Origin of the sequence: Paenibacillus sp. 11B (genome assembly GCF_030487755.1) — a bacterium.
Taxonomy (GTDB): domain Bacteria; phylum Bacillota; class Bacilli; order Paenibacillales; family Paenibacillaceae; genus Paenibacillus; species Paenibacillus vandeheii.
The window spans coordinates 216,351-238,039 of record NZ_JAUKNS010000004.1 but is presented as its reverse complement, the minus strand read 5'-3'; the positions used below and the strand labels follow the sequence as shown (position 1 = coordinate 238,039).

Annotated in this window: 13 protein-coding genes, 11 tRNA genes, 2 rRNA genes and 1 pseudogene; 25 read left to right on the top strand and 2 right to left on the bottom strand. The window is 46.1% G+C overall.

The genetic code is table 11. The annotated features are described in order from the left end of the window. Nucleotides 1-192 precede the first annotated feature (192 nt). From Q0V21_RS17905 to glmS, 21 genes are all read left to right on the top strand, one after another. Nucleotides 193-3,118: ribosomal RNA gene (locus Q0V21_RS17905) — 23S ribosomal RNA — on the top strand. Between the two features lie 83 nt (nt 3,119-3,201). Further along, nucleotides 3,202-3,318 (top strand): 5S ribosomal RNA (gene rrf / locus Q0V21_RS17900). A gap of 84 nt (nt 3,319-3,402) precedes the next feature. Further along, nucleotides 3,403-3,478 (top strand) — tRNA-Asn (locus Q0V21_RS17895). A 3-nt stretch (nt 3,479-3,481) separates the two neighbouring features. Then, a tRNA-Thr gene (locus Q0V21_RS17890) sits at nt 3,482-3,554 on the top strand. Between the two features lie 10 nt (nt 3,555-3,564). Then, nucleotides 3,565-3,636 (top strand) — tRNA-Glu (locus Q0V21_RS17885). Nucleotides 3,637-3,759: 123 nt separating this feature from the next. Beyond that, a tRNA-Val gene (locus tag Q0V21_RS17880) sits at nt 3,760-3,835 on the top strand. A gap of 10 nt (nt 3,836-3,845) precedes the next feature. After that, nucleotides 3,846-3,920 (top strand) — tRNA-Gln (locus Q0V21_RS17875). Between the two features lie 15 nt (nt 3,921-3,935). Further along, nucleotides 3,936-4,011, top strand: a tRNA-Lys gene (locus Q0V21_RS17870). Between the two features lie 6 nt (nt 4,012-4,017). Continuing rightward, nucleotides 4,018-4,098: transfer RNA gene (locus Q0V21_RS17865), tRNA-Leu, on the top strand. 10 nt (nt 4,099-4,108) lie between these two features. Beyond that, nucleotides 4,109-4,183, top strand: a tRNA-Gly gene (locus Q0V21_RS17860). A gap of 7 nt (nt 4,184-4,190) precedes the next feature. Then, nucleotides 4,191-4,267: transfer RNA gene (locus Q0V21_RS17855), tRNA-Arg, on the top strand. 16 nt (nt 4,268-4,283) lie between these two features. Further along, nucleotides 4,284-4,357, top strand: a tRNA-Pro gene (locus tag Q0V21_RS17850). A 9-nt stretch (nt 4,358-4,366) separates the two neighbouring features. Continuing rightward, nucleotides 4,367-4,437: transfer RNA gene (locus tag Q0V21_RS17845), tRNA-Gly, on the top strand. Nucleotides 4,438-5,010: 573 nt separating this feature from the next. Beyond that, a complete protein-coding gene (gene ppc, locus Q0V21_RS17840; RefSeq protein WP_301879956.1) occupies nt 5,011-7,803 on the top strand; it encodes a phosphoenolpyruvate carboxylase in 2,793 nt (930 codons plus the stop codon). A gap of 256 nt (nt 7,804-8,059) precedes the next feature. After that, on the top strand, nt 8,060-8,626 hold the full coding sequence (gene sigW, locus Q0V21_RS17835) for an RNA polymerase sigma factor SigW (protein ID WP_017692117.1): 567 nt from the start codon (nt 8,060-8,062) through the stop codon (nt 8,624-8,626). 135 nt (nt 8,627-8,761) lie between these two features. Continuing rightward, a complete protein-coding gene (locus tag Q0V21_RS17830) occupies nt 8,762-9,376 on the top strand; it encodes a zf-HC2 domain-containing protein (RefSeq protein WP_024631514.1) in 615 nt (204 codons plus the stop codon). Between the two features lie 393 nt (nt 9,377-9,769). After that, nucleotides 9,770-10,609 (top strand): diadenylate cyclase CdaA, encoded by an 840-nt coding sequence (gene cdaA / locus Q0V21_RS17825; RefSeq protein ID WP_024631513.1) that lies wholly within the window; start codon nt 9,770-9,772, stop codon nt 10,607-10,609. Continuing rightward, nucleotides 10,602-12,083, top strand: coding sequence for a CdaR family protein (locus Q0V21_RS17820; RefSeq protein WP_179132860.1), 1,482 nt, complete (start codon nt 10,602-10,604; stop codon nt 12,081-12,083). The genes cdaA and Q0V21_RS17820 overlap by 8 nt, the downstream gene beginning before the upstream one ends. 73 nt (nt 12,084-12,156) lie before the next feature. Beyond that, nucleotides 12,157-13,497 (top strand): phosphoglucosamine mutase, encoded by a 1,341-nt coding sequence (gene glmM / locus Q0V21_RS17815; protein ID WP_301879951.1) that lies wholly within the window; start codon nt 12,157-12,159, stop codon nt 13,495-13,497. Nucleotides 13,498-13,819: 322 nt separating this feature from the next. Next, nucleotides 13,820-14,068, top strand: coding sequence for a hypothetical protein (locus tag Q0V21_RS17810; protein WP_301879949.1), 249 nt, complete (start codon nt 13,820-13,822; stop codon nt 14,066-14,068). A 169-nt stretch (nt 14,069-14,237) separates the two neighbouring features. Beyond that, complete coding sequence (gene glmS / locus Q0V21_RS17805) at nt 14,238-16,070, top strand: glutamine--fructose-6-phosphate transaminase (isomerizing) (RefSeq protein WP_301879947.1); 1,833 nt, start codon at nt 14,238-14,240, stop codon at nt 16,068-16,070. A gap of 502 nt (nt 16,071-16,572) precedes the next feature. Here the strand turns inward: glmS and Q0V21_RS17800 are convergent. Next, on the bottom strand, nt 16,573-17,142 hold the full coding sequence (locus Q0V21_RS17800) for a hypothetical protein (RefSeq protein WP_301879944.1): 570 nt from the start codon (nt 17,140-17,142) through the stop codon (nt 16,573-16,575). A gap of 253 nt (nt 17,143-17,395) precedes the next feature. Between Q0V21_RS17800 and Q0V21_RS17795 the strand changes: the two genes are divergently transcribed. Then, nucleotides 17,396-17,584, top strand: a complete 189-nt coding sequence (locus tag Q0V21_RS17795; protein WP_301879943.1) for a hypothetical protein — start codon at nt 17,396-17,398, stop codon at nt 17,582-17,584. A gap of 586 nt (nt 17,585-18,170) precedes the next feature. On the opposite strand, the gene Q0V21_RS17790 is transcribed toward Q0V21_RS17795, so the two are convergent. Next, nucleotides 18,171-18,482 (bottom strand): DDE-type integrase/transposase/recombinase, encoded by a 312-nt coding sequence (locus Q0V21_RS17790; RefSeq protein ID WP_483312380.1) that lies wholly within the window; start codon nt 18,480-18,482, stop codon nt 18,171-18,173. Between the two features lie 43 nt (nt 18,483-18,525). Between Q0V21_RS17790 and Q0V21_RS17785 the strand changes: the two are divergent. The 3 genes and pseudogenes from Q0V21_RS17785 to Q0V21_RS17775 all read left to right on the top strand — a co-directional run. Then, a pseudogene (locus tag Q0V21_RS17785) lies at nt 18,526-18,872 on the top strand (transposase); the annotation flags it as partial. A gap of 434 nt (nt 18,873-19,306) precedes the next feature. Next, complete coding sequence (locus Q0V21_RS17780) at nt 19,307-20,782, top strand: argininosuccinate lyase (RefSeq protein WP_301879941.1); 1,476 nt, start codon at nt 19,307-19,309, stop codon at nt 20,780-20,782. Between the two features lie 16 nt (nt 20,783-20,798). Next, nucleotides 20,799-21,689, top strand: coding sequence for a GHMP family kinase ATP-binding protein (locus tag Q0V21_RS17775; protein ID WP_079350207.1), 891 nt, complete (start codon nt 20,799-20,801; stop codon nt 21,687-21,689).

The window sequence follows — 21,689 nt, the reverse complement described above, 5'->3', positions numbered from 1 at the left end:
AAGCTTGTTCTTTGAAAACTAGATATCGAAACGAATTTTTGCGATTTAGAACATTCCTTTTTAAGCTGAACTTGTGTTAAACAAGTTTCAATAAATAGTGAAAACTGCATTGCGATGGTATCGGATGGGAGCGATTTTTGGCTTTGCGTAAGCAAAACAAGGGAAGCGAGCAGTCGAAACCGGAGCAATTATGGTTAAGCTACTAAGAGCACACGGAGGATGCCTAGGCGCTAGGAGCCGATGAAGGACGTGGCGAACAACGAAACTGCCTCGGGGAGCTGTAAGCAAGCTTTGATCCGGGGGTGTCCGAATGGGGAAACCCAGCTGGGGTAATTTCCAGTTACTCACAACTGAATACATAGGTTGTGCAGAGGCATACCAAGGGAACTGAAACATCTAAGTACCTTGAGGAAGAGAAAACAATAGTGATTCCGTCAGTAGCGGCGAGCGAACGCGGAGAAGCCCAAACCAGAGAGCTTGCTCTTTGGGGTTGTGGGACGTCTCACATGGAGTTACAAAGGAACCGGTTAAGTGAAGAGGTCTGGAAAGGCCCGCCAAAGAAGGTAAAAGCCCTGTAGTTGAAAGTTGGTTCCCTCCGAGACGGATCCCGAGTAGTGCGGGGCACGTGAAACCCCGTATGAATCCGGCAGGACCATCTGCCAAGGCTAAATACTTCCTAGCGACCGATAGTGAAGCAGTACCGTGAGGGAAAGGTGAAAAGCACCCCGGAAGGGGAGTGAAATAGAACCTGAAACCGTGTGCTTACAAAAAGTCAGAGCCCGTTTTAGGGGTGATGGCGTGCCTTTTGTAGAATGAACCGGCGAGTTACGTTCCCGTGCAAGGTTAAGGTGAAGAGCCGGAGCCGCAGCGAAAGCGAGTCTGAATAGGGCGACTTAGTACGTGGACGTAGACCCGAAACCGGGTGATCTACCCCTGTCCAGGGTGAAGGTGCGGTAACACGCACTGGAGGCCCGAACCCACGCATGTTGAAAAATGCGGGGATGAGGTGGGGGTAGCGGAGAAATTCCAATCGAACTCGGAGATAGCTGGTTCTCCCCGAAATAGCTTTAGGGCTAGCCTCGGAAAACAGAGTCGTGGAGGTAGAGCACTGATTGGGTGCGGGGCCCGCAAGGGTTACCAAGCTCAGTCAAACTCCGAATGCCATAGACTTACTTCCGGGAGTCAGACAGTGAGTGCTAAGATCCATTGTCAAAAGGGAAACAGCCCAGACCATCAGCTAAGGTCCCCAAGTGTGTGTTAAGTGGGAAAGGATGTGGAGTTGCACAGACAACCAGGATGTTGGCTTAGAAGCAGCCACCATTGAAAGAGTGCGTAATAGCTCACTGGTCGAGTGACTCTGCGCCGAAAATGTAACGGGGCTAAACACACCACCGAAGCTATGGCTTGATGCTTTGCATCAGGGGTAGGGGAGCGTTGTATAAGGGTTGAAGGTGTACCGTAAGGAGCGCTGGACATTATACAAGTGAGAATGCCGGTATGAGTAACGAAAAGATCAGTGAGAATCTGATCCGCCGAAAGCCTAAGGGTTCCTGAGGAAGGCTCGTCCGCTCAGGGTAAGTCGGGACCTAAGGCGAGGCCGAAAGGCGTAGTCGAAGGACAACAGGTCGAAATTCCTGTACCACCGTAAGCCGTTATGAGCAATGGGGGGACGCAGCAGGGTAGTGACGCGGACTGATGGATGTCCGTCTAAGCAGTGAGGCTGATGTGTAGGCAAATCCGCACATCGTAAGGCTGGGCTGTGATGGGGAGCGAAAATTAGAGTAGCGAAGGTCATGATCTCACACTGCCAAGAAAAGCCTCTAGCCAGGTGATGGTGCCCGTACCGCAAACCGACACAGGTAGGCGAGAAGAGAATTCTAAGGCGCGCGGAAGAACTCTCGTTAAGGAACTCGGCAAAATGACCCCGTAACTTCGGGAGAAGGGGTGCCCCGGTAGTGTGAATAGCACGAGGGGGCCGCAGTGAAAAGGCCCAAGCGACTGTTTAGCAAAAACACAGGTCTGTGCGAAGCCGTAAGGCGAAGTATACGGGCTGACGCCTGCCCGGTGCTGGAAGGTTAAGGGGAGCGGTTAGGAGCAATCCGAAGCTGTGAACCGAAGCCCCAGTAAACGGCGGCCGTAACTATAACGGTCCTAAGGTAGCGAAATTCCTTGTCAGGTAAATTCTGACCCGCACGAATGGCGTAACGACTTGGGCGCTGTCTCAACGAGAGATCCGGTGAAATTTTAATACCTGTGAAGATGCAGGTTACCCGCGACAAGACGGAAAGACCCCATGGAGCTTTACTGCAGCTTGATATTGAATTTGGGTACGATCTGTACAGGATAGGTGGGAGCCTTTGAAACGTGAGCGCCAGCTTGCGTGGAGGCACCGTTGGGATACCACCCTGATCGTATCTAGGTTCTAACCTGGTACCGTAATCCGGTGCGGGGACAGTGTCAGGTGGGCAGTTTGACTGGGGCGGTCGCCTCCTAAAGAGTAACGGAGGCGCCCAAAGGTTCCCTCAGAATGGTTGGAAATCATTCGAAGAGTGCAAAGGCATAAGGGAGCTTGACTGCGAGACCTACAAGTCGAGCAGGGACGAAAGTCGGGCTTAGTGATCCGGTGGTACCGCATGGAAGGGCCATCGCTCAACGGATAAAAGCTACCCTGGGGATAACAGGCTTATCTCCCCCAAGAGTCCACATCGACGGGGAGGTTTGGCACCTCGATGTCGGCTCATCGCATCCTGGGGCTGAAGTAGGTCCCAAGGGTTGGGCTGTTCGCCCATTAAAGCGGTACGCGAGCTGGGTTCAGAACGTCGTGAGACAGTTCGGTCCCTATCTGTCGTGGGCGTAGGAAATTTGAGAGGAGCTGTCCTTAGTACGAGAGGACCGGGATGGACGTACCGCTGGTGTACCAGTTGTTCCGCCAGGAGCACCGCTGGGTAGCTATGTACGGAAGGGATAAGCGCTGAAAGCATCTAAGCGTGAAGCCCCCCTCAAGATGAGATTTCCCAGTATGTAAGACCCCTTGAAGACGACGAGGTAGATAGGCTGGGGGTGGAAGTGCAGCAATGCATGGAGCTGACCAGTACTAATCGGTCGAGGGCTTATCCAAGATATGCAGGTGATACATCGCAAATTTCGTTTCGGATCTAGTTTTCAGAGAATAAACTCTGAAATGTAAGGCTAAGCTATGCGTTTGGTGGCGATGGCGGAGGGGTTCCACACGTACCCATCCCGAACACGACCGTTAAGCCCTCTAGCGCCGATGGTACTTGGACCGCAGGGTCCTGGGAGAGTAGGACGCCGCCAAGCGAACTCTTTCATCCTACATAGAAAACAGGCTCTGCATGTTAACGTTGTATGATGAATTGCATTTGCCCTGCAAATGCATATTATTCCCTGATAGCTCAGTTGGTAGAGCACTCGACTGTTAATCGAGTTGTCACAGGTTCGAGCCCTGTTCGGGGAGCCATTTGCTCTCATAGCTCAGTAGGTAGAGTGCATCCATGGTAAGGATGAGGTCACCGGTTCGATCCCGGTTGAGAGCTTTGGAAATGGGGCCCGTTGGTCAAGGGGTTAAGACACCTCCCTTTCACGGAGGTAACAGGGGTTCGAATCCCCTACGGGTCATAGCTATATTTATTAGCTTAAAAAAGGGATGAGAATCCCAAAGGTTCGTCGGAGGATTAACTTCGTTAGCAACTGCTTCGCAGTCTCGAATGAAGTGAGAGTATCCCCTACGGGTCATAGGATGGAGGCTTAGCTCAGCTGGGAGAGCATCTGCCTTACAAGCAGAGGGTCGGGGGTTCGATCCCCTCAGCCTCCACCATTTAACTTAATGGGGATTAGCCAAGCGGTAAGGCAACGGACTTTGACTCCGTCATGCATAGGTTCAAATCCTATATCCCCAGCCATTTAGTTTTTAGTTTGAGTCATTAGCTCAGTTGGTAGAGCACCTGACTTTTAATCAGGGTGTCGAAGGTTCGAGCCCTTCATGACTCACCATCATATGCGCGTGTGGCGGAATTGGCAGACGCACTAGACTTAGGATCTAGCGTCTTTGACGTGGGGGTTCAAGTCCCTCCACGCGCATCCTTTATAAGCGGACGTGGCTCAGCGGTAGAGCATCGCCTTGCCAAGGCGAGGGTCGCGGGTTCGATTCCCGTCGTCCGCTCCAATATTTTGCGCCCTTAGCTCAGCTGGATAGAGCGTTTGACTACGAATCAAAAGGCCGGGAGTTCGAATCTCTCAGGGCGCGCCATTATTTTCATAAGTATCGGGATGTAGCTCAGCTTGGTAGAGCACCTGGTTTGGGACCAGGGGGTCGCATGTTCAAATCGTGTCATCCCGATTTTTATTTGCGGGTGTAGTTCAATGGTAGAACTTTAGCCTTCCAAGCTAATAGCGTGGGTTCGATTCCCATCACCCGCTTCATGTTACATTGAAAGGTCTCTGTTTACACAGAGGCTTTTCTTTTATTTATAGGAACAATACCTCATTATAATATCAATCTTCCCCTCTACTCATTTGATAAGTGTAAGAATACCTCTAACCTCTTCATTATTTCTGCTAAAAGAAGCAAAAAATTATAAATACACTCTTTAATTTATTGCATCACTGTGATAAAGTATACAAAAGCTTGCTTTGCCGGTCATGTTTCTTTATGTTTCGTCTGGTTTGTAACAATGGAATATGTAGATATGAACCCAATCAGGTACAATGAACATTCTCAGTCTAACTGTATATTTATGAGGAAATAAGTATAGGTATGAGTGATTCGAATGATGAAAAGTGCGTGAAAAGGGTATCATGCGACAGCATCAGACCATTAATCGAAGCAGAACAAGAAAATGAATAATAAAGCGTGTTTTTGTGCTGTAAATCAGGGTAAATCCCCATTTTTACTAGTAGAAAAATAAAGATTTTCGTACCATTTTATTGTATGATGTTATGAAGGTGTCAAATTTACGTGTACGAATGGAACGATCAGATGGGAGGATAAGCATGACTGAAACTATGGTAACCGCCAGCAAAAGCCAATCCAACAACCTGCTTCGGCGAGACGTGCGGTTCCTGGGCAATATACTCGGAGAAGTTCTTGTCCATCAAGGAGGCACGGAGCTTCTAGATATCGTTGAGAAGATTCGGGAAACGAGCAAATCGTTGCGTGCAGAGTTCTTGCCAGAACTTTATGCAGAGTTCAAAACGATGATCCAGGAATTAGACTCGGAAAATCGCCATCAGGTGATTCGAGCTTTTGCGATTTATTTTCAATTAGTTAATATTGCTGAACAAAACCATCGGATCCGGCGTAAACGGGATTATGAACGTTCTGCAGGAGATTCTGTTCAGCCAGGTTCGATTGAAAAAGCAGTACAGGATCTGAAGGAACGTGGACTGTCTCATACGGAAGTAGAGGATATTCTAGACGATTTATCGCTGGAACTGGTGATGACAGCTCATCCAACCGAAGCTATGCGTCGGGTTATTCTGGACATCCACAAACGGATATCCGAAGATGTCATGTCACTTGATAATCCTACGCTGACGTTGCGTGAACGTGAACAGTTGCGGGAGAAGCTGCTGAACGAAGTCATTACACTATGGCAGACCGATGAGCTTCGTGACCGTAAACCGACTGTGCTCGATGAAGTGCGGAACGGAATGTATTACTTTCATGAAACGTTGTTCCATGTACTTCCGGATGTATACCAGGAGCTTGAACGCTGCCTGAATAAATTTTATCCTGACCATGACTGGCATGTGCCGACGTATTTGCGGTTCGGTTCCTGGATCGGTGGAGACCGGGATGGAAATCCTTCGGTAACTTCAGATGTAACATGGCAGACCCTGTTGATGCAGCGGAAGCTCGCTTTGCGTGAGTATCAACGGATTATGATTGAACTTATGGGGCATCTCAGCTTCAGCACGAACATCATCAGCGTATCGGATGAGCTGGTGCAGTCTATTGAGCAGGACCGTAGTTGTGTAACCTTGAAAAAAGTGGATATGTGGCGGAACGAAAAAGAGCCATACCGCATCAAATTGGCTTACATGATTGCCAAGCTAAACAATGTTTTGGATGAGAACAAAGTAGGACAGCCAGACCGCTATGACAATGCTCAAGGACTGATGGATGATCTGATGATTATTGATCGCAGCCTGCGCCATCACTTTGCCGATTACGTAGCCGATACGACTATCCGCAAAATGATCCGTCAAGTGGAGCTGTTCGGATTCCATACAGCTGCATTGGATGTGCGCCAACACAGTAAGGAACATGAAAATGCGATGTCGGAGATTTTGGCGAAGATGAACATCGTAGAAGATTATGCTCGTCTGACGGAGGATGGCAAAATCGATTTGCTGGCTCGTTTGCTGGATGACCCTCGTCCGCTGACTTCCCCTTATCACCAATACACAGAGGGGACCAAAGAGTGTCTGGACGTATTCCGTACGATCAAGCGTGCACAGAGCGAGTTTGGGACCGGTTGTATCACAAGTTACCTGATTAGTATGACTCAAGGGGCAAGTGATTTGCTCGAAGTTATGGTATTTGCTAAAGAAGTAGGTTTGTTCCGCAAAGAACATAACGGTGAAGTGGTATCTACGCTTCAAGCAGTTCCATTGTTTGAAACGATTGATGATCTTCATGCCGCTTCGGAAATTATGCAGAAGCTGTTCAACCTTCCGGTTTACCGTGCAAGTGTAAGCGGGCGGAATGAACTGCATGAAATCATGTTGGGTTATTCGGACAGCAACAAGGATGGCGGGGTTGTTACAGCGAACTGGGAGCTGCGTGTAGCGATGAATGCCATTACCGCTGTTGGTAATGAACATGGCGTTAAACTGAAGTTCTTCCATGGACGCGGCGGAGCGCTTGGACGTGGAGGTATGCCTCTCAACCGCAGTATTCTTGCTCAACCACCACATACTATTGGCGGGGGCATTAAGATTACAGAGCAGGGTGAGGTTATCTCTTCCCGTTATTCCCTTCAGGGAATTGCATACCGCAGTCTTGAGCAGGCCACATCGGCTTTGATCACAGCTGCGCTGAACGGTCTGGAGCCGCAAGAGTCGGAATCGGAGCAACAGTGGGACAGCATTATCAAGGATATTTCCGAAGTATCCCTGACGAAATACCAAGATCTTATTTTCCGTGATCCAGACTTCTTTACCTTCTTCAAGGAATCGACACCGCTGCCTGAGGTGGGAGAACTAAATATTGGTTCACGCCCATCCAAACGGAAAAACAGCGACAAGTTCGAGGATCTGAGAGCGATCCCTTGGGTATTTGCCTGGACCCAGAGTCGTTATCTGCTTCCCGCATGGTATGCGGCAGGAACGGGACTGCAAAGTTACTATCAGGATAAGGAAGATAATCTGAATGTCCTGAAAGAAATGTATGAAAACTTCCCATTCTTCCGTACACTAATTGATACGGTGCAGATGGCTGTTGCCAAAGCAGATCTGGTCATTGCGAAGGAATACTCGGCCATGACTTCCAATAAGGAAGCACGTGATCGCATCTATGGTCAGATTGAATCGGAATTCAAGCTTACCAAAGAGCTGATTCTGAAAATTACCGGAGAAGCTGAAATTTTGGATGATGTACCGGTGATTCAAGAGTCGATCCGACTTCGTAATCCGTATGTCGATCCTTTGTCCTACATGCAGGTCCAACTTCTGAGTGAGCTCAGAGACATGCGTGAGCGCGGCGAGGATGACACAGAACTACTGCGTGAAGTGCTGCTGACGATTAACGGTATTGCTGCAGGACTTCGGAATACGGGCTGATCGTTAAGCTGCTTAAGAATTAATGAAATGAACTTTACAGCCATGTAGACAGCAAAAAGCTTAATTCTTTCCTCAGCTTGGGTGAGAGATGAAACGGGACTCCTTCTGGAGTTCCCGTTTTTACTGTTTTTGGCGGATATTTTCCGGCACAGTCTTGATTTTTGACCAAAGTTGATTTACGATTTGATTGGTGAATTACAAGTGTGGACGGGTATCAGAAGGCGGAAGACCCATCAGCATGTCTGGGGGAATAAGGGTGGACAATTTGGAGAACAGGCTTGTTAAGCTGGTACTGAAGGGTGACCAGCGAGCCTTTGCAGAAATCGTTGAATTATACAAGGACAAGCTGTTTCATCTGGCATACCGGATGCTGAACAATCGTCATGAAGCCGAAGACGTTGTACAGGAGACGTTTTTGCGTGTGTTTCGCAATATGGAGAAGTATGATCCGAACCAGAAGTTCTCAACCTGGATTTACCGGATTGCAACCAATCTGTGTATTGACCGTTTACGACGGAAGAAGCCCTCTTACTCATTGGATGCAGAGCTGAATGATCAGGAAGGATCCGACGGTTATGCGATGCTTCCCAGTGATGATCGTACACCAGAGAGCGAAGCACTTTTGTCTGAGACACAGACACTTATCCGTGAAGCGATTGACAGTTTGCCGGCCAAGTATAAATCAGTCATGATTTTGAGATATTTACAGGACTTGTCGCTACAGGAAATCAGTGATGTGACAGGTATGCCCGTAACAACGATTAAGACTCGTGTTCATCGGGGTCGTGATTTTTTGCGTAAAAAACTGGAGTATAAGTTGTAAATGTAAAACGTCTTTATTTTGGGCGAAATTATTTGAAACATATCCGAAACGGATACGTATGTAATGTATGCAAGTCTTATGCGTGCTTTTTGGCAATGCAAGGACTAAGTGATCTAAGAAAGGATTGGCTCTCATATGGATTGCAACTCGGCCGTCTCTTTAATGCATGAATGTTTGGATGAGTCGTTGTCCCCGGCCCAGAAGGTTGACCTGAAAAGTCACCTTGTGACCTGTCCGGATTGTCGCATGCGCTTTAAAGAGTTGGAACAGACGGAAATGCTACTCTTTGCCATGAAACACTATTCACCGTCTGCCTCGGATGAGCTGACCAATCGAATTATGAATGCTCTGCCCCAGCCCAAGAGACAGCAAGTATGGCTCAAATGGGTCAAAGGACATCCCGCGCTGACGGCGGCAGCCTTCTTTTTGGTCGTGATGCTCTTTAGCGCCTGGAATTTCTGGAATCAGAATAACGAAATGGTCGTTAAGGGAAATAATCTGGACCAGATCGTGATTGAAGGAAACACGGTTATTGTTCCGGAGGGTAAGTCCATTGCTGGCGATCTTACGATAGAGAATGGAACTGCCCAGGTGTACGGTGATGTAAATGGCAATCTGACGGTCATCGACGGACAGCTGTATCAGGCTTCAACGGCGCATATTTCCGGTCAGGTGAAAAGTATTGATCAGGCGCTGGACTGGTTCTGGTACAAAATAACCAATATGGTAAATGAAGTGGCATACCGCTAATATAGGGTGACTTCTTCAATGGTATATACCAAGCAGGGTACCTCCAGATTGCTGGGGTACTCTTTTTTATCTTATGAACTTTGTAATTTATGGGATTTGTGTTGTTTCTGCGCAGTTTGTGACTCCCGTAACTTGCAACCTGAACGTTAACGTTATAACCTAGATACTAAAGAGAACATACTACTACATATAGATAAGCATTTTGCATAAATTCAAAGAGCGTCCTTCAATCAGCAAAATATAGATCGAAATGGTTCAATTCGTTTATATTTTGTGCCTGGGAGCGAGCTTGAATCGAATGATGCAAAAATGCGAGATAAGGATTATTTAAATCCTAATGGGTTAATATGAGATCAGGGTTTACTCATCAATGGGGATAGCGGGGGCTGGCTTATGAACTATTTTGCTGACTTAACGTGGAAAGAGTCCATTAAGGACGTTATCGATATATTGATCGTTACCTATATTATGTACAAACTGATTTTGCTCGTGCGAGGCACCCGTGCGGTTCAACTGCTAAAAGGTATATTGTTTCTTGTGGTGATCTGGGCACTAAGTACGTGGCTAAATCTCTATACGCTCAAATGGCTGATGAACCAGATGTTTACGTTTGGTGTCGTTGCGGTCTTTATTATCTTTCAGCCGGAGCTTCGCCGTGGTCTGGAGCAATTGGGCCGTGGCAAGCTGTTTGGACGCTCGGCAGCGGCAAGTGACGAAGAATTAACGGTGTTAATTGGTGAGATCATTAAGTCCGTCAATTATTTGTCACGGCGAAAAATTGGTGCATTGGTTGTATTCGAACGCGAAACCGGCCTGAACGATTACACGGAGTCCGGGATCCAGATGCAATCACTGGTTAGCTCGGAGCTGATGATTAACATTTTTATTCCGAATACACCGCTCCATGATGGAGCCGTCATTATACAGGGCAAACAGATTTCGGCGGCAGCCTGTTATTTGCCATTGTCCGAGAATCCGTTTATCAGCAAGGAGCTGGGAACGCGTCACCGTGCAGCGATCGGGATTACTGAGGTGGCAGACGCGATCTGTCTGGTTGTTTCAGAGGAGACGGGACAAGTGTCTCTTGCAATGAATGGACAGGTCGTCCGGGATATCAAGGAAGAATCGCTGATTGCCAAACTGTACGAAGAACTGCGTCCAACATCCAATCTAAGTAAAAAGAATGGTTGGACTACCTTCTGGAAACGGAAGGGGGGGCGTAAAAATGGATAAATGGTTTAACAATAACAATTTTGCGAAGATTCTAGCCTTAGCGGTGAGTTTGTTGCTCTGGTTCATGATACATCTGGATGAAGTACCAACTACGCCGACAATCTCAACTGGGACGACCAATAAGGTTGTGGAGCGTACCGTGCCTATTCAGCCCTATGGGCTCGACAGCAACTCCTACGTCCTTACTTCATTAAGTACGGATGAAGTACGTCTGGAGATTAAAGGGCAGCGCTCGATGTTAACTTCAATTTTTACGAATGATGATTATAAAGTGCTAGTGGATCTGAGTCAGGTGAAAGATGGGTCCAACACGTTACCTTTAGTACCGGATCTGCCTTCCGGAGTTGAAGTGGTGAGCATGGAGCCTTCCATGGTTACAGTCAACGTGGAAAAACTGGGCACCAAATCTTTCGACGTGAATATTGTACCCGAAGGAGAACCTTCCGCCGGATACAGTGCTGGAACGCCTGTTGTTGAACCTTCGGGGCCAGTTAAGGTAACTCTGCCGGAAGGGCAGCTTGACGCCGTAGCGAAGGTTCAGGGCAGTGTGAGCGTGAAGGATGCGAAGGATGATGTGGTTCAGAAAAAGGTGAAGCTTCAGGCATTGGACGCCGAGGGCAAGGTCATTGAAAATGCGATTGTTACACCAGAGACCGTTGAAGTTCGGATTCCGGTCAGGCAGCCCTATACAACTGTACCCTTAAGAATCAAATATTCAGGACAACTGCCGGAGGGGCTGGTGCTCTCCACGGTTGAGCCAAGCGTGAAAGAAGTCTCGGTTTACGGTACAGAGGATGCTCTTGCGGGTATACAGTCCTACGACCAAGTAACCCTTGATCTTACACAGTTTGATGAGGCAGGAACATCGACAGTTAACGTGGACTTGACGCCGCCTTCCGGTTTTGAGAAAATCGAGCCTAGTTCGATTCAGCTTAAGGTGACGGTATCGCCTTTCGATGAGCTTCAGGAGACGACCAAAGTCTTTCCGAACGTACCCATTACGCTTACTGGCGCCGGGAACGGGCTGGAAGGGACATTGGTTACTCCCAAAAGCGGTGGCTTAAATATTACGCTTAAAGGTTCTTCAACGATGCTTGAAGGTCTAAGTAGCGATGATATTAAGTTGACTGCGGATCTTGCTGGACTTACGGTAGGCACGCATGAAATAAAGCTTGAGGCTGACTTGCCTCGTTTTGCCAAACTGGATGAATCATCAGTTGATCTGAGCGCTACCGTCAAGATTAGTGAAAAGGCTGATGATACGACGGTTGCTCCCGGCGAGGATCCGAAGGATGAAGGGACGATAGGGCCTGATCCTTCACCAGTCGAAGTTGAGAATGGGGATACCGAAACTGCTCCTGGAGAAGAAGAAACAGAATCGAATACGGACAATCAGGAGCAGAGCCCGCAGGGGAATACCAATCGAGGTAACTCTAATAACAGCGGCAGCAGCAATAGTGGCTCCAACCCGTAAAAGAAAATGTTCAGATCAAAATTTTAAAATAACGTTTATGCTCTTATATGATGCGAATAGAAGGAGTTAGATCATGGGGAAATATTTTGGTACAGACGGTGTAAGAGGTGTTGCCAATAAAGAGTTAACGGCGGAGCTGGCTTACAGCATCGGACGCTGTGGTGGTTATGTGCTTGCAGGTGGTGTGGAAAGACCAAAAGTGGTTATCGGTATGGATACCCGTATCTCGGGGCTGATGCTGGAATCCGCACTGGTTGCAGGTTTGCTATCCATTGGCGCCGATGTAATTCGTCTGGGCGTTGTATCCACTCCTGGAGTGGCGTATATTGCTCGTCTGCTGAAGGCCGATGCGGGGGTAATGATCTCGGCTTCCCACAATCCGGTTGAGGATAACGGAATCAAATTTTTTGGCGGAGATGGCTTCAAGCTGTCGGATGAGACGGAGAACCGGATCGAAGAACTGATGGATGCAGAAACGGATCAATTGCCGCGTCCTGTAGGTGGTGGTTTGGGAACCGTGACCGTGGATGAAGAATCCCGTTATCGTTATTTGGACTTTCTGAAAACAACTGTAAATGAGTCGTTCTCAGGACTCAAAATTGTTCTTGACTGCGCTAATGGAGCAGCTTATGAGCTGGCACCCAAATTGTTCAGAGAACTTGGTGCAGAAGTCATTGCTATTGGCGCTGAGCCTAACGGCCTGAATATCAATGAGCAATGCGGATCAACTCACCCGGAGAATTTGAAACAAGAGGTGCTGAAACATAAAGCGGATCTGGGTCTTGCTTTTGACGGGGATGCGGATCGTCTGATTGCTATTGATGAGACAGGTGCTGAGGTTGATGGTGACTTTATTCTGTGCATCTGTGGTGATGCGATGAATCGTGCAGGCAAGCTGAAAGACAGTACCGTGGTATCTACTGTAATGAGTAACATCGGATTCTACAAAGCAACGGAGAAACTGGCACTGAAAACAGCAAAGACTGCCGTAGGTGACCGTTATGTGATGGAAGAAATGCGCCGTGGGGGTTACAACCTGGGTGGAGAGCAGTCCGGTCATGTTATTTTCCTGGATTACAATACAACAGGCGATGGCATGCTGACAGCGATTCAGCTAGTGGATACCTTGAAAGCTTCCGGTAAAAAGCTGAGTGAACTTAAGGCGCTGATGACCCAGTACCCACAAGTATTGGTGAACGTGCGTGTTGAAGATAAGAGCAAATACGAGGGCAATTCTGCCATTGAGCAAGCGATTGCTACAGTAGAGCAACAGCTGGGCGATAATGGACGCGTACTTGTTCGTGCTTCCGGGACTGAATCCCTGATCCGTGTTATGGCGGAAGGACCAGATAAGAATGAACTTGAACAATTCGTGTCTCAAATTGCAGATGTAGTGCAAAAAGAACTGGTATAGAACCTGATCGATAGGTTTTACAGACACAGTTGCATGAAGGGAATCACTGTCACATAAGGCTTAATCTAACAGGGTTTATTCTATATAAACCCATATTCCTACGTCCCGGCCTAGTGAGACCATGGGTCTGTTTATCGGGTCGGGATTGTGGGTAAATATGCCGAAATTGTCACAGGTACTTTGCTCCATTGCAAAATGAACCTGACGTGCATATAATGAGTGGAGTCGTCATTCAGACACAGAAAGTGAGGATCGTAAGGTACTAGTTACACAAGCGCCAGAGCTTGAAGTTGCGCGGGAAGGATTTTGATCGGTACGAATCTTGAAGCATAAGAGACTACTGAGCAGGATCGACGGCAATCAAGCTGACGAGGTGGAGGTGTTCGGATTGTTCGGCGGGGACCTCCCGGTGATGCACCAGAGCCGTAAACCGGATTGCGGAAAATGGATAGGTGACTGTTCACACAACGCGCCGGTAGGTGCAGAATCAACTAAAATTAAAATGAATGTGCGCGAAGAGCGTGAACAGTGCGCGGACGGGAAAATGATGTACATTCATGATTGCATCTAATAACAGCTTATGACTGCGGAGCGGCAAGAGGCTGCTCTGATCATTGATAATTGAATAGTTGAAAAGTATTCATGATACGTTAGGCAATCATTTTCATTTTTCTGATATGCCGTGCCAGCCTGTTTCTCTTCGTGACACAGTATTCATATACAATCGGAGGAACTAAACTATGTGCGGTATTGTTGGATATATTGGTAATAAGAACACTCAATCGGTATTGATCGAAGGATTGAAAAAGCTTGAGTATCGTGGTTATGACTCTGCAGGTATTGCGGTATTTACGCCGGAAGGTCTGCAAATTTCCAAAGCTCTGGGACGTCTTGCGAACCTTGAAGCCAAATTGGAGGGTGCTCCGCTGGTAGGTAATGCCGGAATCGGACACACTCGCTGGGCTACTCATGGTAAGCCATCAGATGAGAACTCCCATCCCCACACGGATGAGAGCCAGAAGTTCTCTGTTGTTCATAACGGAATTATCGAGAACTATCTGGATCTGAAAGACGAACTGATTGCTCAAGGCCATACTTTCACATCCGAGACAGATACTGAAGTTATCTCTCACCTGATTGCACGTGAATACGATGGAGATATCGTTAAAGCTGTGCAAAAAGTGATCACATTGATGCGCGGAGCGTTCGCGCTGGGTGTTCTGACAGAGTATGAGCCTGAGAAACTCGTAGCTGTGCGTCAAGCAAGCCCACTGATTATTGGTATTGGTGAAGGCGAGAACTTTATCGGTTCCGATATCCCGGCAATTCTGGAGCATACACGCAATGTGTACATTCTGAATGACGGTGAAATGGCTGTTTTGACACATGATGCTGTCGAATTGATGACGATTGAAGGCAACTTTATTTCTCGGGAAATGATTCATGTCGATTGGGATGCTGTGACCGCAGAAAAAGGCGGATTTGAGCACTTCATGCTGAAAGAAATTCATGAGCAACCAAAAGCATATCGTGATACAATGCTGGGTCGCATCGACAATGAAGGCAAAAAAGTTCAACTTCCTGAGTTGAAAATGACAGAAGAGCAAATTAAAAATATTCGTAACGTTCAAATCATCGCTTGTGGTACGGCGTACCATGCAGGTCTGGTTGGACGTACTGTAATTGAGCAATTGGTGCGTATTCCGGTAGAAACAGATGTTGCTTCTGAATACCGCTATCGTTCCCCGATCGTGAGCAAAGATACACTTGTAATCGTAGTGAGCCAATCCGGTGAGACAGCAGATACCCTTGCTGCACTGCGTGAAGCACAGTCTAATGGTGCGCATGTACTCGCCATCACAAACGTTGTGGGCAGCTCCATTGCACGTGATGCAGACGATGTAATCGCAACGCTGGCAGGACCGGAAATTGCGGTAGCCTCCACCAAAGCGTATACTTCGCAATTGATCGCGTTCAACCTGCTGGGTCTGTACCTTGCGCAAGTTCGTGGAACACAAACAGCAGAAGAAATTGCGCACACGCTGGCAGCAATGCAAGCTCTGCCTGAGCAAGTGGAATCCATGCTGGAGCAAGCGGAAGCCATTAAAGGATATGCAGAACAAATCTCCAAACATGAACATCTCTTCTTCATCGGCCGTGGTCTGGACTATGCAGTAGCACAAGAAGGTTCGTTGAAGTTGAAAGAGATCTCTTATATTCACTCCGAAGCGTATGCTGCGGGTGAGTTGAAACATGGTACGCTCGCATTGATCGAGGACGGTATCCCTGTCATTGCTCTGGCAACACAGGAGAACGTTCTGGAGAAAACCGTGAGCAACATCAAAGAAGTGAAAGCACGTGGCGCAGACGTACTGGCAATTACGTACGAAGAGCACGTAGCACCATTGCTGAAATCCGTTGACCAAGCGTTTGCTATTCCTAAGACGCTGCCACTGCTTAGCCCGGCTCTGTCTGTTGTAGCATTGCAATTGCTTGCTTACTACGCTTCCCTGGCCCTTGGTCACGATGTGGATAAACCCCGTAACCTGGCGAAAAGTGTAACGGTTGAGTAAGGGATTATTCTTTAAGTTTAATGTGTTAAAAGAAAATGCTGAATAATAAAGTAGGAACTGTCCGTTGACTATAAAAACGGGCATGAGCTACAGTAACTAAGAAAAAGCTCGTCGGGAAACTCGACGAGCTTTTTTAGATTTAAAGTAAAGTTTGATAATTAAGAAAACAAAGATTGATAATGTCAAGAACTTTCAATGCCTATAGGTAGGGCGATGTTAAGCTAACGGGCGGAATAGTTGATACATAGAGGCACACGAATAGCAGGAAATCAAATATCCACCTAGTTGGTAGTAGGTGTTGGCGGATCCTTTTATAGAAGGTATTAAAGACTATAGCAACAGTAGAAACTCTAAAGAAAAGGATGAGGACATAACAATGGTACACTATCCAATCTATCAGATATACGACTACCACACCGAAACCAGTTGGTAAACCTATTCTGTAACATGCAAACAATATAGTTGTTATTATTAGGCTAATATACGCCACACTTTCTGAATGTCACTCGTTAATCTTTCCCTCGAAAAGATATCGAGTTGCCCGGTCGAATTCAGGTTTGCTGACAAGAAAATGGGACATTCTAGCTCGCGACTGATTAGGATATACGTGGTTGTATTCCTTTGAAAAACCGAATCTTCCCCCATCAAGAATCACGGCATCTCTAAAATGCTGACCGGCAGTGCTGTTTGGCAACACCAACATTTTGGGTTTGTGCCATTCAATCATTTTTAAAGTGATTAATAACTGCTGCCACTTCAACTTCTCATTGTTTTTCAGTAGCGTTTTAAGGTCGCTTTGTTTGTTAATTCGGAAACAAAATGTGTCCCAGAATGCGACCTCCTCTATCTCAAGTCCGATCGGTTTGATGACATACGTTTCTAAGGCTTCAATATATTTATGGCCTTGTTTTCCGATTTCCTGATCCATATTTCTGACCTTTTGAATAACGCCTAGGATTTCCTTTTCATTAAGTTCCCCGGCATGTTCTTGAAAAATTAATTTACGAAACTTCTTTATTTCGTGCAATTCTTTCATTTCAGGGTTTTCGCTGCCCGATAACTGTGGATACATCCGTTATGTCTTCACATTCCATTTCTCTTTGACCTTCTGAAACAAAATGATTTCCCCTTTCAGTGCTATTATTATTGAAGGATGTAAGTGCACGAAACTAAACTAAAAGGAGAGGTGAGAAATGAAACTTCTCTCAATATTAGGAATACCGTTATTCTTATACATTGGTCGTAACTCTGTAATTGGACAGTCGAAGTAAGAGGTATATAAGCAGAACGGTTTCAGTCTAGCAGACCGGGAATTCTTTGATCAGTTGTTGCCATTGGAAGGACTGGACTTCACAAACGGTGATGAAATTACAGTTAACCCTAATACGCCGCCGAGAAATAGAAGAGTAAATCAAGTAGAGATACTAGGACAAGAAGAGGTATCCGTTATTGAGATTCCTTTGGTTCTTGAAGATGACGAAGTAAAAAGCGCCATTAGCATTGCTGCAATCTAAAGGTGTCACCCTTGATGATATACGGGTGGCGTATGAGCACCAGCCATACCAACGACGAAGCAACGAGAACGTCAAGCTTCTAGAATGGCATTAGATGAGACGGTAAAAAATGATGTTAGTATATCCTTAGGCAGCGGGAGTTGAACCCTAATGGTTATAATTCGGACCGAAAACGCTTAGGTAGAAGTAATTTTGTGATCCTCAAAGCTGCGTTCGATAATAAAATAAACGCTTTCGTTGGTAAAGAAGTAGGCATGCGTCATGAAATTTCAAGACCCGAGCTTGATGTAATCTAGAAAGTATTATTAATGAAGCGCTTGAGGAGGTCTTATAGTGCCTCGTCCTAAGACGCTAGTAAGTCTATATCTGTAGATGACGCTCAGCGTGCTCACAGCTGTCAGCATGTGTCATCTCATCGTGTTCTTAAAGGCGAAAAAAAGGAGGTTGAAGTTAAAAGTAGGCTGACATACAAAAATTGCAACGAATTAGAGATCAAGTGCTCTTAAGAGAAGTGGGATAATTTTTTTAACAAAACCGCATCCAGGTTTAAAGTGTACCTTTTGTAAAGGACATTTTGAAAAAAAAGCTAGGCAACTTGTTTAAGCTGCTGTCTGTATTTTACAGGCGGCAGCTTTTTCAAATTCCATTGCCCGCGATCATGATCGGAATGGATTAAGGCATCTTGGGTTAAATGGCGATGCTTCTTTAATTTAAGAAGCGTGTTTAGCGCAATTTCTATACTTAACGAAGAAGAAACTTCATACGCTAAAATTTCATTCGTCTCTGTATCTTTAATCGTCGATAAATACGCGCGTTTATTGCCTTTGTACGTTAAAAAGGTAATGTCAGTTAATAGCACCTTTCCAGCTTCGCCTGGCTTAAACCGGCGCTTCAACATGTTTGGACATGTCCGATGTTCTTTCGTTGCTTTTGCCATTCTACAATCGATTGATCTTTGGCGCTTCTACAACCAGCGGTGTTGCATGGAAAACTACATCAAGGAGTCAAACAAGGATTTTCGATTGACCGGATAGCGACGGGCGATTTCCAAGCCAATGAAATCGATCTACTTATCAAACTGCTCGCTAACAATTTCTATGAAAGATTCAAACTTGACTGTGGTGATCCTGTTCATCAACGATTTACAATTGCGCGATTGCGTTTAGAGTTCTTCCACTGTGCAGCAACGCTCGTTCAGCACAGCCGTCAGGTCGTGTTGAAATTAGCGAAGGGCTTTGCAAATCGTTACGCACGGCAAATTGAAGCGAGAGTGGCGGCACTAGAATGACATTCTCCACAAATTAACCATGGAAGCTGTCTTGCCCGGTATCGGGGAGGGGGAAAGACTATCTTCCGATAATCATTTACCGTTTGGCACCTGGATATGGGACCAATGATTTACAGCATTAGTTATGAGAGCGGCTGAACTAGTGCCTGAAATTTCGAAATTCAGGATAACTTTCTTTTGGAAAAACCTCTGTCATAACCGATTAATACTCCATTCCAGGCTGTTGAGAAATAAATGTAGAAAAAAACAAATTATCCATGTTTTGAACCAAGAAGCGACTTACTTCGACATGTGGGTTGTGTTAAAAGTAATTAAGAAGAAAAAAACATAATTACATCAAATATATGAAAATTTTCCTAATTTATTTTTGGTCTATTTTCTCTAGTCAGGCTGCAGTCAAATGCTTTTAAATATGAAGGTAGGAAGAGTGATTTATGGACAAAAGGATAGGCCAAAACACCTTAACTGGGCGGCTAAAGGAGCAACCTAACACCTTTATTCATGATGAAATATTATATCCTCAATTCAAATACGAGCTTCAACACTTGCTTCCCTATTATATCCAAATCGAAAAAGTCATTTCCATGGAATATACCCGTATGGGTTTGCTAGAACATGAAGCGTTGCAGCATATTTTGCTTCAATTGGACAAACTCGACATGGACACATTGGTAGGCAATCCTCAGGAAAATATGACGGACATCTTATTTGCGATTGAACGTTATGTAGAACAGAATACCAGCCACTCTATTACAGCTTGGCATCTGGATCGAAGTCGTAATGATGTACAGGCAACAGCTCAGGTCATGCTGGCCAGAGACCAACTGCTCGATATGATGGAAGCTCTACTCTCACTGGCTGATGCTATTCATCCACTTGCACTGAAACATATCCATACCAAAATGCCCGGTTATACGCATTACCAATCAGCACAAATCATCAGCCCGGGTTTCTATTTCGCAGCAATGCTGGAGCACATTGGACAAACGATTGGACGCTTTCAAAACCATTGGACAAGCCTGGATGAATGTCCGCTAGGCTCAGGGGCAATGTCAGGTCTGGAATTACAGTGGGACCGAAGGAACATGGCACGAATGTTAGGATTTGATCGGGAATGTCGTCATGCATTGATGGGTGTCGCCTCCAAGGATTTTATGCTGCTGATTGGTGCGGAGTTATCAAATGTGAGTGTGACGTTAACACGATTTATGACAGATTTCATGAATTGGGGTAGTAGCGAATACCGTTTCTTGCAGTTGCCCGATCATCTGTGCGGCATTTCTTCAGCTATGCCTCAAAAGAAAAATTTTACTATTTTAGAACGAATTAGAGGAAAATTGGCTCATATTCCTGCATATTATCTCGATCTTGTGATGGGGCAACAGCGAACTCCATATACCAATTTGGTTGAGACAGCAAAGGAGGGAGGTAGCCATTTTTTAACGATGCTTGAGACTATGAATAGCGCGATTCAATTGCTGACTCATGTCATTACGCATCTGAGCTTTGATCGAGAGCAAATGGAACGGGTTTGTAACGAGCAGTTTTTTGGCGGATTTTCCTTAGCAAATCAACTAACCTTGCAGTACGATATCCCCTATCGAAATGCTCAGATCATAGCAGGAAAGTACATTACAGCCATGATTGAACAGGGGCGTGGGCCATTGAATGTTGATTCAGAGTTACTCCGAACGATATGCGGTGAGATGGGTTATGTCAGTAAACTTCAGGATGAGATGTTGATCCAATGTTTTTCCGCTGAATCTGGATTGTCTGCGAAACAGTCTTCAGGATCTACTCACCCGGATCAGGTGGCGGAGCTTATATCCATTCAAGAACGGGAACGAGCGTTGAATTGGGAATACGTGCAGAATGCGAAGGAGAGAAGTCGAACTTATTTACTTTACTGACCTAGGGGGTTACCAGATGAGCTCATATTTGGAGGGGGAAAATGTAACAAAGTCGATTGGAGTTGGAAAATCATTCGGGACATTTGGTGAACTTCTTCAAGGGGTGGGAACCGATGCACAGAATTTCCTGATCACGCTGCCGATCAACCGATATTCAAATGTAACATTTCAGTCACAGCCGAGCCTCCCCCACCTGATTGTATCTCCCAGTTACAGATCGAAGTCAAGGCAAATCGCGCTTAGAATTCTTCAATTGTATGACCTTCCGATGGGAGGATTTATTGAGATTAACAGCAACATTCCGGTTGGAAAGGGTTTGGCCAGTTCCTCAGCTGATATTGTTGCAACTGCCCGAGCGATTGATCATTGTTTTGGTTTGAACCTGACAACAGAACAATTGGAGGCGTTAATTCAGGAGATTGAACCAACGGATGGTGTCATGTATGACGGTATCGTATCTTATTACCATCGGGCTGTGAGGTTACGTGAAAGTCTTGGCCCGGTCCCAAATCTGTCTATTGTAAGTATTGATGAAGGTGGCGAGGTTGATACAACGGAGTTCAATAAAATTTCCAGGTCCTTTAGTGCAGTGGAGAAGCTGGAATACGACCAAATGCTTGCAAGCATTTCTTCTGCCATAAAAGAAAATGATTTGAAGGCTGTGGGGAAAATCTCCACTCAAAGCGCAATTTTGAATCAGCGACTGCTGGAAAAAAAACAGATGGAGCAGGTTCTGGATATATGCAATGAGGTGAACGGGTTGGGTATTGTCATCACCCATAGCGGTACCTGCATTGGAATTTTGCTGGACCAGACTGATGTTGAGTATTGCTGGCAACTACATAAGGCCTATCAACTGATGAGTTTACTGCATGGCGAGGTTACGATTTTTCATACCAATATGTAA